At 64.6% G+C, this 13,052-nt stretch carries 10 protein-coding genes and 1 tRNA gene; 6 read left to right on the top strand and 5 right to left on the bottom strand.

Going from position 1 to position 13,052, the window contains the following annotated elements; translation table 11 throughout:
- Positions 1 to 77 precede the first annotated feature (77 nt).
- The 3 genes from AC0L30_RS34700 to AC0L30_RS34690 all read right to left on the bottom strand — a co-directional run bounded on the left by AC0L30_RS34700 (position 78) and on the right by AC0L30_RS34690 (position 2,837).
- Positions 78 to 1,736 (bottom strand): bifunctional metallophosphatase/5'-nucleotidase, encoded by a 1,659-nt coding sequence (locus AC0L30_RS34700; protein WP_473406246.1) that lies wholly within the window; start codon positions 1,734 to 1,736, stop codon positions 78 to 80.
- Between the two features lie 79 nt (positions 1,737 to 1,815).
- Complete coding sequence (locus tag AC0L30_RS34695) at positions 1,816 to 2,577, bottom strand: enoyl-CoA hydratase-related protein (RefSeq protein WP_007594643.1); 762 nt, start codon at positions 2,575 to 2,577, stop codon at positions 1,816 to 1,818.
- A gap of 131 nt (positions 2,578 to 2,708) precedes the next feature.
- Complete coding sequence (locus AC0L30_RS34690) at positions 2,709 to 2,837, bottom strand: hypothetical protein (RefSeq protein WP_256375804.1); 129 nt, start codon at positions 2,835 to 2,837, stop codon at positions 2,709 to 2,711.
- On the opposite strand from AC0L30_RS34690, the gene AC0L30_RS34685 reads away from it, so the two are divergent.
- Positions 2,824 to 4,065, top strand: a complete 1,242-nt coding sequence (locus AC0L30_RS34685) for an MFS transporter (RefSeq protein WP_007594642.1) — start codon at positions 2,824 to 2,826, stop codon at positions 4,063 to 4,065. The genes AC0L30_RS34690 and AC0L30_RS34685 overlap by 14 nt on opposite strands.
- 92 nt (positions 4,066 to 4,157) lie before the next feature.
- Here AC0L30_RS34685 and AC0L30_RS34680 read toward each other — a convergent pair whose 3' ends face one another.
- Complete coding sequence (locus AC0L30_RS34680; protein WP_007594641.1) at positions 4,158 to 5,936, bottom strand: acyl-CoA dehydrogenase; 1,779 nt, start codon at positions 5,934 to 5,936, stop codon at positions 4,158 to 4,160.
- Between the two features lie 255 nt (positions 5,937 to 6,191).
- On the opposite strand from AC0L30_RS34680, the gene AC0L30_RS34675 reads away from it, so the two are divergent.
- A tRNA-Gln gene (locus AC0L30_RS34675) sits at positions 6,192 to 6,266 on the top strand.
- An 18-nt stretch (positions 6,267 to 6,284) separates the two neighbouring features.
- Here AC0L30_RS34675 and AC0L30_RS34670 read toward each other — a convergent pair.
- On the bottom strand, positions 6,285 to 7,547 hold the full coding sequence (locus AC0L30_RS34670) for an ROK family protein (protein WP_219685146.1): 1,263 nt from the start codon (positions 7,545 to 7,547) through the stop codon (positions 6,285 to 6,287).
- A 254-nt stretch (positions 7,548 to 7,801) separates the two neighbouring features.
- Between AC0L30_RS34670 and AC0L30_RS34665 the strand changes: the two genes are divergently transcribed.
- The 4 genes from AC0L30_RS34665 (at position 7,802) to AC0L30_RS34650 (ending at position 12,888) form a co-directional block, all read left to right on the top strand.
- A complete protein-coding gene (locus AC0L30_RS34665) occupies positions 7,802 to 8,767 on the top strand; it encodes a sugar-binding protein (RefSeq protein WP_007594182.1) in 966 nt (321 codons plus the stop codon).
- Between the two features lie 51 nt (positions 8,768 to 8,818).
- Positions 8,819 to 10,345, top strand: coding sequence for a sugar ABC transporter ATP-binding protein (locus tag AC0L30_RS34660; protein WP_473406245.1), 1,527 nt, complete (start codon positions 8,819 to 8,821; stop codon positions 10,343 to 10,345).
- A complete protein-coding gene (locus tag AC0L30_RS34655; protein ID WP_007594180.1) occupies positions 10,342 to 11,403 on the top strand; it encodes an ABC transporter permease in 1,062 nt (353 codons plus the stop codon). Before AC0L30_RS34660 ends, AC0L30_RS34655 begins: the two co-directional genes overlap by 4 nt.
- Positions 11,404 to 11,541: 138 nt before the next feature.
- Complete coding sequence (locus AC0L30_RS34650; protein ID WP_007594179.1) at positions 11,542 to 12,888, top strand: carbohydrate porin; 1,347 nt, start codon at positions 11,542 to 11,544, stop codon at positions 12,886 to 12,888.
- Positions 12,889 to 13,052: the final 164 nt, after the last annotated feature.

The following is a 13,052-nucleotide window of genomic DNA, read 5'->3' as shown; positions in this document are numbered from 1 at the left end:
ACGCAAATGCAAAACCCAATCTATGCGTTCCCCCGGGAATGGCAAAGGGTGTCCCGAACCGGCCCGTTTGATCCGGATCAATTCACGCGCAGGATGCGGCTCAGCGGCAGCGGCCCGATCGGTCCGTGCGCCCTGAAGAACGCGAACAGCGCGTCGGCGTCGTAGCCGCCATATTGCGGCCCCGTGCCTTGTTTGGCGACCGTAAAGCCGTCGCCACCAACAGCGAGGTAATCGTTGAGGGTGACGCGGTAGCCGCTTCCGGCTTCGATCAGCCTGCCATTGAGCGTCATCTTCTCGTTGATCACGCGCTCGCCGAATGGCTTCGCCGCACCCCAGGCGTAACTGAACCCGTTCGAGACCTGGAGAATCCGCGGCCGCTTCGGATCGAGCCATTGCTGCTCCAGCATGTCCTTGAGCTGGCTGCCCGTGAGCGTCATGGTGACGAGCCGGTTGCGGAACGGCTGGCTGGCGAAAACGTCGCCGAAGGTGATCGCGCCGTTCTCCTTCGGGACGATGTCGGTGCGGATACCGCCGGGATTGGTGAGCGCGATGACGGCGCCGCCATCCTTGGCGTCCCTGGTCGCGGCGAGCTGCGCGTCCGCAATGACGTCGCCGAGCGGGCTTTCTCCGGCCTCGTTGGGCACGCGTGACAGCGTCTGCGTCACCGATCCAGCCGGGCGATTGGCGATCGGCGCCGAAAGCCTGTCGTAGGCATCGATCAGTGCGGTCTGCTCGGGATCTCTAGGCAGCGAGGCGTTGGCGACGAGGACGTTCTCGGCCCGGGCGCTGACGACGTCGCGGGTTACAGGATCGAGCTTGAGGTCGATCGCGGTGACCAGCGTACCGTATTTGTCCCCGCTGGTGACGAGCCGCCCGTCAATATCGCAGACATAAGCACGATGAGTGTGGCCGCTGACGACGACGTCGACGGCGCGATCGAATTTTTTCACGATGTCGACGATCGGCCCCGTAATGGCAGGGCATTCGTTGTAGTCGCCGGCCGGCTCGCCGCCCTGATGGATCAGCACCACGATCGCCTCGACCCCACGCGCCTTCAGCTGCGGCACCAGCGCGTTCACCGTCTCGGCTTCGTCGCGGAATTCGAGGCCCGCGATGCCTGATGGCGAGACGATGCCCGCGGTGTCCTTCAAGGTCAGCCCGATGAAGGCGATGGGGATGCCTTCGAACTCCCTGATCTCGTAAGGCGGCAGCACGCTCCTGCCGGTCGCGGTCTCGATGGTGGACGCCGCGAGATAGCGGAATTTGGCGCCCGTGAAGGGGTGCGGCCCCTGGCAGCCGTCGACGGGATGACAGCCCCCGTTCTGCATCCGCAACAGCTCGGTCTTGCCCTCGTCGAATTCGTGATTGCCGACCGAGGTGATCGCGAGCCCCATCATCGAGAGCGACTCGATCGAAGGCTCGTCGTGGAACATCGCCGACAGGAACGGGCTTGCGCCGATCAGGTCGCCGGCGGCGACGAAGATCGTGTTCTTGTGTCCCTCGCGCAGCTGCTTCACCAGCGTCGCCATGTATTCGGCACCGCCGGCCGCCACCATCACCTTCCTGGACTTGTCCTCGGGATCACTGATCCGGATGCCGCCCGGCGGCGGGCGCAGATTGCCGTGGAAATCGTTGATCGCGAGGATGCGCAGCTCGACGGGTGCGGCGGTTTGGGCGGACGCGGGCAGGGCGGCGAGCGCGAGCGCGAAGACGGTCAGGCGGAGAACATGTTGCATGAAACCAGACTAGTCGGTCCGCACGAAGATTTCACGAAAGTTCTCGCCGTCATTCCGCGGCGCTGCGCCGGACGACAGCCTACTTTTTCTTCTTCCTGCTCGCGAACGCGTTGAACGCGGCGGTGGCTTCTTCCGACTTCAGCCGCTCGCCGAACAAATGGGCCTCCTGGTCGATACGGCGGGTGAGCTCCTCGGATGCGACGCGGAGCAGTTTGCGCGAGGTCGCGACCGCTTCGGCGGGCAGCCGGCAGATATCGCGCGCCACCTTGCGCGCCTCGACCTCGGTATGTCCCGGCGAGACCACGGTGTTGACGAAGCCGGCGGCATGCGCTTCCGCGGCCGTAAAAGTCCGCCCCATCACCAGCATGGCGAAGGCGCGCTGGTAGCCCATCGTGTTCGGCATCAAGAGGCTGGACGCGCCGACCGGCACGAGCCCGAGATGGATGTAGGGCGCGGAGAAGGTCGCCGCGTTCGAGGCCAGCACATAGTCGCAATGGAACAGCATCACGGTGCCCATGCCGATCGATGCACCGTCCACGGCCGCGATCACCGGCTTGGCGTTGAGGGCGAGCGAATAGAGAAACTTGGCGCCGTCGGACAGCGTCTCGGGGCGCGACGTGTCGGCGTGCATGAAATCGTCGATATCATCGCCGGCGGTGAACACGCCGGAGCCTCCGGTGATGATCATGCAGCGGATGTCGGGATTGTTCTGCGCGGTGTCGATCGCGCGGCTCATCTCCCGATACATGTCCTGCGTGATCGCGTTCTTCTTGCTCGGGCGACGCAGGGTGATCACGCGTGTTCCGCGCTCTTCGGTGACGACGATATTGCCATTCGGCATGAGGGGGCCCCTGCGGTCGCCGCGATACTGACATTGGCTAGACTCGCGAAACGTCAGCCTACATCATCTTGCAGGCGTGCCAATGCGCTCGCTCAACCTTTTGGAGGTCGAATTCGCCCGAGACGGGCGCATCACGCTCCCGCCGTGTGACGCGTTGCAATAATCAGCTGCCATTTTCGATTGAAAAACCCCTGGTTGTGGTGCACGATCGCCTCGCGCCGCTCCATTTGGCCGATTGCCTGATTGATGATTGCTGCCACTCGTGTTGACGAATCCTCGCTGCACTATCGCGGCTGGCGCGTCGTGCTGGCCTGCTTCCTGATGGCTTTCTTCATGTTCGGCTTCGGCCTCTACGGCCAGGGCGTCTATCTCGCCGAACTCCAGCGCGCCCATGGCTGGCCGGGCACGCTGGTCTCCGCGGCCAGCACCTTCTCCTTTCTCCTGACTGCCGTCCTCGTCATCTTCACCGACGATCTGCTCGCCAGCATCGGGCTTCGGTCGCTGATCCTGTGCGGCCTGTCGGCGCTCGGCGCTTCGACGGTGCTGCTGGCGCTGCTGCAGACGCCTTGGCAGCTCTATCTCGCCTATGCGCTGATGTCGGTCGGCTGGACCGGCATGGGCACGGTGGTGATCGCGACCGTGCTGAACTCCTGGTTCGAACGGCGCCGCGGGCTCGCGCTCAGCCTCGCCTACAACGGCGCGACCTGCGGCGGCATCGTCCTCGTGCCGCTGCTGCTGTCGCTGAGCGCCAGCATCGGCTTCCGTTCCGCGATGCTGGCAGCCACGCTCGCGATGGTGGTGCTGGTGCTGCCGGTGGTGGTCATCTTCACCGGCTGGCGGACCGAAATGCCGCCGACGTCGGGTGGGGATTCATCCGCTGGCGGCACTGCCTTGCCTGCGGTTCACTCGCGCAAGACGCTGCTCGCCAACGCGGCGTTCTGGACCATGGTGCTGCCGATCGCGGTCGCGCTGCTGGCGCAGATGGGATTCATCATCCACCAGGTGACGTTTCTCGAACCGCTGATCGGCCGCGCCAGTGCGGGCCTTGCGGTCACCATCATGGCGGCGATGGCGGTGGTCGGGCGCCTGTCGCTCGGCCTGTTCGTCGACCGGCTCGATCCGCGGCTCGCCTGCGCGGCATCGATGACGAGCCAGGCGGCGGCTCTGTTCGTACTTCTGCAAAGCACGAACCCGACCGTGCTGCTCGTGTGCTGCGCCGTCTACGGCTTCTCGATCGGCAACATGATCACGTTCCCGCCCTTGATCATCCAGCGCGAGATCGGCGCGAGCGCCTTCGCCGCCGCGATGGGACTGGGCACGTCGATCAGCGGCATCGTCAGTGCCTTCGGCCCCGGCATCGTCGGTCTCGTGCGCAGCGTAACCGGCGATTACACGATGGCATTTGCGATGTGCGTGGTGCTCGACCTTTTGGCGGCGGGCGTGGTGCTGTGGCGGCCGGGGCGACGTACGAAGCTCGCGGCTTCGTAGCCCGGATGGAGCGCAGCGCAATCCGGGATTCGTGCCACAAGCGATGACAGCGCCGGATTACGCTGCGCTTCATCCAGACTACGCTGTCCCAGCTACCCCAACAATACCACATCCGCCGCCGCGACCGACTCCGCGCTCTCCGTCACGGTTCGCTCGAGCGCGCCGGCCTGCACGGTGATGTTCTCGGCGAAGAAGCGCGCCAGCGAGACGTAGCGCGCGGCGTCCGTGATGCCATGGGATTTCGCGGCGAGCGCTTCGGATGCCAGCATGCAGCCGCCAAGCGTGGCGCCGAACTGTTGCAGATACGGCGTCGCGCCGGCCAGCGCCTCGTTCGGCGCGGACGCAACCCGCTCCAGCAGCCATTTGCTTGTGCGCGTCAGCGCCTCCAGTGCCTCGCGCAACTTCACGCCCGTGGTGCCGAAGGCGGGATCGTTGGAAGCTTCGACCTGCTTCACGATGGCCGAGAGTTCGTCGAGCAGCGCCCACACCGCTGCGCCGCCGTTGGCCGCGAGCTTTCGCGTGACGAGGTCGATGGCTTGGATGCCGTTGGTGCCCTCGTAGATCGCGGTGATGCGGGCATCGCGATAGTGTTGTGCCGCGCCGGTCTCCTCGATGAAGCCCATGCCGCCATGCACCTGCACGCCGAGATAGGCGACCTCGTTGCCGACATCGGTGGAATAGCCCTTGGCCATCGGCGTCAGCAGCGCCGCGCGCGCGGCAGCGTCCGCGCGGACCTTCGGATCGCTGGCGCGTGTCGAGACGTCGATCGCCACGGCGGTCGCATAGCAGATGGTGCGCGCCGCCGCGGTCTGCGCCCGCATCCGCATCAGCATGCGCTTGACGTCGGGATGCACGAAGATCGCATCGGAGCCGTCACCCTTGTTGCCGAGGGCGCGGCCCTGCTTGCGCTCTTGTGCGTACGACAATGCCTGCTGATAGGCGCGGTCGGCAACACCGACGCCCTCGAGGCCGACGCCGAGGCGGGCCTGGTTCATCATCGTGAACATGCAGCGCATGCCCTGGTTCTCTTCGCCAACCAGGAAGCCGATGGCGCCGCCATGATCGCCCATTGTCATGGTGCAAGTGGGCGAGGCATGCATGCCGAGCTTGTGCTCGACGCCGCTTGCGAAAATGTCGTTGCGCGCACCCAGCGAGCCATCTTCGTTGACCATGAATTTCGGCACAAGGAACAACGATATCCCCTTGGTGCCGGCCGGCGCGTCCGGCAGGCGCGCCAGCACGAAATGCACGATGTTGTCGGTCATGTCGTGCTCGCCATAGGTGATGAAGATCTTCGTCCCCTTGATGCGATAGGTGCCGTCGGCCTGCTTCTCGGCGCGGGTGCGCAGCGCGCCGACGTCGGAGCCGGCCTGCGGCTCGGTCAGCTGCATCGTGCCGGTCCATTCGCCGGAGACGAGCTTCTCGAGATAGATCTTCTTCAGCTCATCGCTGCCATGCGCGTCCAGAGCCTCCATCGCCGACGCCGTCAGCAGCGGGCAGAGGCCGAAGGCGACGTTGGCGGCGCTCCAGATCTCGGTGCAGGCGGCGTTGATCGCGAGCGGCAGGCCCTGACCGCCAAAATCCTCGGGGCCGGAGACCGCGTTCCAGCCGCCCTCGGTCCAGCGCTTGTAGGCATCCGGCCAGCCCGGCGCGGTCGTGACCTTGCCGTCGCTGAGCTTGATCCCGTGCTCGTCGCCGACCTTGTTGAGCGGCGCCAGCACGTCGGTTGCGAACTTGCCGGCTTCCTCCAGCACGGCGCTCACGATATCGCCGTCGAAATCGCCGTAATGGCCGGCCTCCATGGCAGCCTTCAGGCCGGCGCCGTGGTTGAGCGACAGCAGCATGTCAGAGATCGGCGCGCGGTAGGTCATGGCTCACTCCCGGGGAGACAGTTCTTGCCGCCGTATTCCCATGAAACGGGGGAGGTCTCAACTGTCAGGAGGGGTGGCGGAGCGGCCGTCGAGAGCGGGGTGGCGTAGCGCCCCTATCAGGCATGGCGCGGCGCCGCCGGCGCCTGTGGTATTTTGCCCCTCCGGGCGGTTGAAATGCCGCGCCTCTCCCTATAGACCGGCACCACTCGAGGGAATCCGCGGGCGCTCGTGTCGCCGCCGTTCCCACGGGCCTGATGGGGCGTAGCCAAGTGGTAAGGCAGCGGATTTTGATTCCGCCATTCGGAGGTTCGATCCCTCCCGCCCCAGCCAGCGCTTAGCTCGCGGCGCTTACTCGGTCGCTTCCATGTGGTTTTGGTCCACGACCCGCAGCGTCCGCCGCACCATGCCCTCGACAATGACCGTCGATTCGCTTGGACGCAGATGGATCGCCGTGGACCTGAGCAGCCATGGCAACACCGACTGCTCGAGCCGCTCTTCATAGGCGTGGCGCATCATGTCGAATGCCATCAGGCCTGGACCCGCCAGGATGACATGGTGTGGGCGCAGCACCGATATCGTTGCGGCGACCGCCTCGGCGAGGGCGCGACCTGCCTGCAGGAACAGCTGCTCGAGACGTGGATCGCCGCCCAGCGCACGCTCGCGCAACAGAGCCATCTGTCCTTCGGACGGCTGCTGCGAGTCCGCCGGCGGCAGATCGAGAAAGGTGCGGGCGTCGCGGTAGAGCGCATAATCGGCAAGATAAGCCTCGATGCAGCCGCGCTGGCCGCAGCGGCATTGCGGGCCGTCCGGCGCCAGCTTGACATGGCCGATCTCGCTGCCGGCGCCCCAGCGTGCTTCACCATCGGCAACGACGCCCATCCCGATGCCGTGACCGACCATGATCGTGGCCGAGAGGCCTTGCGCCAATGCCGGTTCGGCGGACGTGAGGGCGAGCGCGACCGCGACAGCGTCGTTCGCCATCACGACCTCGACCCCGAACGCCTGACGTATCGGCGTCGCCAGATCGACTTCGGTGATCGACAGCGCGGGACTCCACAGCGTCGTGCCGGTGTCGACGTTCACGATGCCTTGCAGCGCAATCCCGATTCCCAATAGCCGATGGCGCGGCGTCGCCGTCGCATCGAGCAGCGCATTGATCTGCGCGATCACGAGATCGCGCAGCGCGCCTGCATCGAGCGCGCGCGTCGACAGTGCAAGTCGCGACTGCGCCACGCCGGAGCCCCGGAAATCCGCGATCAGCGTCTCGATCAGGTTCATACGCACGGAGATCGCGACGATGCGCCCGAACTCCGGGTTCAAGGTCAGCAGCACGGCCGGCCGGCCGCGGCGACGGCCATTCGGCCCGTCCGCATCCTCTTCGTCGGGATCGTCGGACCATGCGGTTGCCGCTGTCTCGGTCTCGCACAGCATCTCTTCCGCGATCAGCCGCGACGTCAGGCCTGAAACGGCCGGGAAGCTCAATCCCGTGTTCCGGGCGAGCTCCACACGCGGCAACGGCCCTTGGCGTCGCAAGACTTCGACCAGGCGACCACGGTTCGAGCCGCGGGCCACGGTTGAAACGCGTCTCGGCGGCTCAGTCTGGTCAACCATGTTGCCCCTTTAATTCTGTTGGTGAATTTAATATGCGCGCGGTGCAGTACTGTGGCGTAAAAAGCACATTCGGAAAACGTCTTTGGGCGCCATGTTTACTAATATCGTACCTTATGTACTATTTACGCTTGAATAAGACGCTCGTACATCCTGATCTTGACACTTTACGCTGCGTCATTTCTTCGCGGCGTAAATAAAATAAGGGCGCAAAAGCGCTGTGAAGCCCCGGAGTGGGTGAACAAAGGGAGATACACATGAACGGATCAATCAAGAAATTGATAGTGCCGCTGCTCGCGACCGCCGCCGCGCTCGCGATGGCCACGGGGATGGCGCAGGCTCAGCAGAAAAAGACCATTGCGCTGGTCACCAATGCCGCGGCCGATTTCTGGACCATCGCGGGCCGTGGGCTCGAGAAGGCTCAGAAGGAGCACCCGGAATACGACATCCAGTTGATCGTCACCAACGAGGCCACCGCGGCCGGCCAGCGGCGCGAGTTGGACGACCTGCTGGTGCGCGGCGTCGCCGGCATTTCCATCTCGGTGGATGATGCGCCGCACGCAACCGAAGAGCTCAACAAGGTTGCGGCCAAGACCGTGCTGATCACGACGGACAGCGACGCGCCGCAGAGCAATCGCCTTGCCTATATCGGCACCGACAACGTCGCGGCCGGACGCCAAGCAGGCGAGGAGATCAAGAAGGCGCTGCCGAACGGCGGCAAGATCGCGCTGTTCGTCGGCACGATGGATGCGGACAATGCCCGCGAGCGGGTGCAGGGTATCAAGGACGCGATCGCCGGCACCAAGGTCGAGCTGGTCGACGTGTTCACCGACCAGGTGGACTTCGCCAAGGCCAAGGCGAACATGGAGAACGTGCTCGTCAAATATCCCGACATCGCGCTGTTGTCCGGCCTTTGGAGCTACGAGACACCGCTGATCTACGACGCCGTCAAGGCGGCGGGCAAGGCCGGCAAGGTGAAGATCGTCGGCTTCGACGAGGACCAGCGCACGCTGCGGGGCGTTTCCGACGGCACGATCGAATCGACGGTGGTGCAGCAGCCCTACGAGTTCGGTTATCTCTCCGCCACCAACATCATCAAGACGCTGAACGGCGACAAGTCCTGGATCCCGGCGGGCGGCAAGCTGATCGTGCCGACCAAGGTAATCAGCAAGGCCAACGTCGCGGCATTCACCGCAGACATGAAGAACCTCCTCAAGAAGTGAGTATCAGGCGCCCGGCGGCACGTCCGCCGGGCGTCGTGCGGGAGGAAATGAATGGCGGAAATCCTGTTCGAACTCGCCGGGATCAGCAAATCCTATCCCGGGGTCATGGCCCTCGATGACGTCAGCCTGCGGGTGTACCGCGGCGAGGTGTTGGGCCTGATCGGCGAGAACGGCGCCGGCAAGTCGACGCTGATGCGCGTGCTCGGCGGCGTGATCGCGCCGAGCGAGGGTGTGATCCGCATCGGCGGTAACGACTACGCGCGGATAACGGTGAACGAGGCGACGCAGGCCGGCATCGCCTTCGTGCATCAGGAATTGAACCTGTTCGAGAATCTCGACGTCGCCGCGAACGTCTTCATCGGGCGCGAGAAGCTGATGGGCGGGCCGCTGAAGCTGGTGGACAGCGCGCAGATGCGCGCCCGCGTGACGCCGCTGCTGGAGCGGCTGGGTGCGGATTTCGCGCCGGATACGCTGGTCGAAGACCTGTCCATCGCCGAGCGTCAGATGGTGGAGATCGCCAAGGCGCTCTCGATCGACGCCCGCGTGATCATCATGGACGAGCCGACCTCCAGCCTGACGATTTCGGAGACGGAACGGCTGCTCGAGGTGATTGCCGACCTGAAGGCACACGGCATCTCGGTGATCTATATCTCCCACCGGCTCGGCGAGATCATGACCTGCGCCGACCGCGTCGTGGTGCTGCGCGACGGCCGCACGGTGGGAGAGCTGGCGCGGAACGAGCTAAGCCATGCCGCGATGATCCGGCTGATGATCGGCCGCGACCTGAAAGCGCTGCATACTCCGCCGAAATACCCGCCGCAGCCGGGCGGCTGCGACATCGTCGGCGTCGTGACATCGGCTTTTCCCGACCGGCAGGTTGATCTTTCCGTGCGGCATGGCGAGATCCTGGGCCTGGCGGGGCTGGTAGGCGCCGGCCGCACCTCTCTTGCCCGCGCGGCCTTCGGGGTTGACCCGCTGCTGGGCGGCGAGATCAGGATCGACAGCGCGCCGATCGCAATCGCATCGCCGCGCGACGCGATCAGCCAAGGCATCTATCTGGTGCCGGAGGATCGCAAGAAATCCGGGCTCGTGCTGGAGCTGCCGATTCGCGAGAACATGACGCTGGCGAGCCTGTTGGATCATGCGCGGATGTGGCTGGTCAGCGGCGCGGCCGAACGCAAGGTCGCGAAAGAGCAGGTCAGGCGCCTCTCCATCAAGGCGCCGAGCATCGACATGGAGGTGGTGACGCTCTCCGGCGGCAACCAGCAGAAGGTCGTGCTCGGCAAATGGCTGTCCATGAAGCCGCGCGTGATGTTCTTCGACGAGCCCACTCGCGGCATCGATGTCGGTGCCAAGAGCGAGATCTACGCGCTGATGCGCGACCTCGCCGACCATGGCGTCGCGATCGTGATGATCTCGTCGGACATGGAGGAAGTCATCGGCGTCTCCGACCGGGTGGCGGTGATGCATGAAGGCAGCGTCAGCGGCGTGCTCGAGCGGGAGCAGTTCAGCGAATACAACGTATTGCGACTGGCCATGGGCCAGGCGCTGGAAACCGCGGAAGCGGCCGCGCCATGATCAGGAAAGAGCTCGGTCTGGGATTGCTGCTGGTGGTGATCGCCGCCATCACGGGCGCGATCAATCCCGCCTTCCTGTCGCTGGTGAACCTTTTGAATATGGCCAATCTGATCGGCCTGTTCGGTGTGTTCGCGCTCGGCGAGGGGCTCGTGATCATCACCGGCGGCATCGACCTGTCGCTCGGCTCGATGTTTGCGCTGCTCGGCGTCGTGTTCGTCGACCTTCTGACGACCTACGACGTGCCGTGGCCTCTGGCGCTGGCGGCCGTGCTGCTGGGCGGGCTGGTGCTTGGCGGCATCCAGGGGTTCCTGATCACCCGGCTGAAGATGCAGCCCTTCATCGTGACGCTGTGTGGGTTGCTGATCTATCGCGGCGCCGCCCGTTACTACACGAGCGATTCGACCCGCGGCTTCGGTTATGGCGACGAGGCGGCGACACTGAGCAACATCGCCTCGGGCAATGTGGCGGGAATCCCGAACACCTTCATCCTCCTGATCGTCCTTGCGCTGATCCTCGCTGTGCTGCTGCACCGCTCGGTCTACGGGCGCTGGCTTTATGCCGTCGGCAAGAACGAGGAGGCGGCGCGCTTCTCGGGCATCAGCACAAACGTCGTGATCGCAACCGCCTATATCATCAGCGGCGGGCTCGCCGGAGTTTCAACAGTCTTGTTCGTGTTCTACACGAACTCGGTCTCGCCGAGCTCCTTCGGCAATTTCTACGAGCTCTACGCGATTGCGGCCGCCGTCCTGGGCGGGTGCAGCCTGCGCGGCGGCGAGGGGTCTATTCTCGGTATCGTGCTGGGCACGGCGCTGCTGCAGGTGTTGCAGAACCTCGTGAACATCCTGGGCATTCCCAACTCGCTGAACTTCGCGGTGATGGGCACGGTCATTCTGATCGGCGTGTTGGCGGATCAGCAATTGCAGGCACGACGGCGCCGCAAGCTGGCGCTGGCCGGCCTCGCCCGTGCGGCGCCGAAATCGACATTGGCCGAGCAAGTCCAAGGCGCGTCACCGCGCCCCGCGGATGCATTGCCGGCGAGAACGGGTGATCGGGCATGACAGATCCACGCTCCAGTTGACACAAGGCCGCCTGGTCGGCGGCCGCTGGGGGAGGGAGCGCGTTCCAGGCTCGAGGGCTTTGGGCAGGGGCGTGAAGGCGAAACAAGCAAAGCCTGAGACGGCGGGAGGACGAGACAAATGTTGCGCAGGTTTATAAACACCGCAGGGGTGTGCGGTGTGGGGATTGCTTTCTCATCGCTGTTTTGCGGTGGAGTATATGCGGCCGATTTTTCGACGAAAGCTGCACCTGTTCCTTATGCGGCTGACGATTTCTGGACGAGACCGTATCTGTTCGGCGATCTCGGCAGGACCAGGCTGAAGGAGCAGGGCATCGATATCGGCCTGACGCTCGGTAACGAATCCGTCGGCAATCTCTCCGGTGGAAGCAGGAACACCGCAGCCAACGCCGGTCAGTTGTGGTTTGGCGCGAAGCTGGACATGGGGAAACTCGCCGGCATCCCCGGCGGCACCGTCGGTCTCACGCTGGTCGATCGCTTCGGCAAGAATCTGAATACCGAAGCGGACATTCCCGCCCTGCAGCTGACGAACGAAGTGTTCGGCCGCGGCAATATTCTGCGCCTGACGCAGCTCTACTACTCGCAGAAGCTTTTCGATGACCGCCTTGAACTCAAAGGCGGCCGTCTTCCGGTCGGCTCGGACTTCTTCTTCGGCCTGTGCGAGTTCATCAACCTGACCTTCTGCGGCGGCCAGCCCGGCAACATCCAGGGCGGCTACATCTACAATTGGCCGGTGAGCCAATGGGCCGGGGTCGTCCACTACAAGATCGCGCCGGAATTCACAGTGTCGGTCGGTGTCTACGACGCCAATCCGGGTTACCTGACGACGTCGGACCCAGGCGTCTACTTCTTGCCCGGCATTCCCGCCTCGAATCGCGCCAGTGGCGTGATGGTGCCGGTGGAATTGGTTTGGACGCCGAAGGGGCCCTTGACCGGGACCTGGAGACTTGGCGGCTGGTACGACAGCGCCTCGTCTATTGATGGCGGCCTTCCGGGTGTCATCAGCACCATCCCGGGCGTCGGTGGCGTGCCGGATCAAAATATCAGCGATCAACGCGGCCGCTTCGGCGTCTACGAGTCGATCCTGCAACGATTGACTGTTGACGGTCCCGGTGCGGTAGGCTGGTACACATTCCTCAACACGACCGTCGCCGATCACCGGACGTCGTTCCAGGATTACCAGATCGCCCTGGGCTTCCGGCATACCGGAACGTTCTCCTGGCGTCCCCAGGACGAAGTCGGCTTCGCGGTGGGCACGACCCACGTGAACACGGCGGCCCTCAGTCCCAACGCCGGCGGCAACGAAGTGCCGCTCGAGGTCTGGTACGGATGGCAGGCGACCGGCTGGCTGAACCTCAAGTTCGACGCCCAATATGTCATCAATCCCGGCGGGCGCGGCTATAACGCCGTGGGCGTGAAGACCGACAATGCCGTGGTTCTTGGTATGCGCACCGAGGTCCACTTCTGACGGGACGCTCACCCGTCTGATGCGAAAGGTGGGGCATGCCCGTCCCACCGGAGCGCACGCAACATGTGGCGGGGGCGCGCCGCGCCCCCCCCCCGCCCGCGCCAGCGGGACATAGAGAGGTTTTAGGCTGGGGGGCGGCGGGGTGTTTTAAAAAAAAAAAAATA

Source organism: Bradyrhizobium sp. MI1.11, assembly GCF_055811255.1.
The sequence above is the reverse complement of the archived record's forward strand: the minus strand, read 5'-3'. Positions and strand labels throughout refer to the sequence as shown.

Coding starts and splice junctions, on each gene's coding strand:
- AC0L30_RS34695 (WP_007594643.1), bottom strand. CDS start 2,577: ATGCCGAATGGCAATATCGTCGTCACCGAAGAGCGCGGAACACGCGTG.
- AC0L30_RS34680 (WP_007594641.1), bottom strand. CDS start 5,936: ATGACCTACCGCGCGCCGATCTCTGACATGCTGCTGTCGCTCAACCAC.
- AC0L30_RS34655 (WP_007594180.1), top strand. CDS start 10,342: ATGATCAGGAAAGAGCTCGGTCTGGGATTGCTGCTGGTGGTGATCGCC.
- AC0L30_RS34685 (WP_007594642.1), top strand. CDS start 2,824: ATGATTGCTGCCACTCGTGTTGACGAATCCTCGCTGCACTATCGCGGC.
- AC0L30_RS34665 (WP_007594182.1), top strand. CDS start 7,802: ATGAACGGATCAATCAAGAAATTGATAGTGCCGCTGCTCGCGACCGCC.
- AC0L30_RS34700 (WP_473406246.1), bottom strand. CDS start 1,736: ATGCAACATGTTCTCCGCCTGACCGTCTTCGCGCTCGCGCTCGCCGCC.
- AC0L30_RS34650 (WP_007594179.1), top strand. CDS start 11,542: ATGTTGCGCAGGTTTATAAACACCGCAGGGGTGTGCGGTGTGGGGATT.
- AC0L30_RS34670 (WP_219685146.1), bottom strand. CDS start 7,547: ATGGTTGACCAGACTGAGCCGCCGAGACGCGTTTCAACCGTGGCCCGC.
- AC0L30_RS34660 (WP_473406245.1), top strand. CDS start 8,819: ATGGCGGAAATCCTGTTCGAACTCGCCGGGATCAGCAAATCCTATCCC.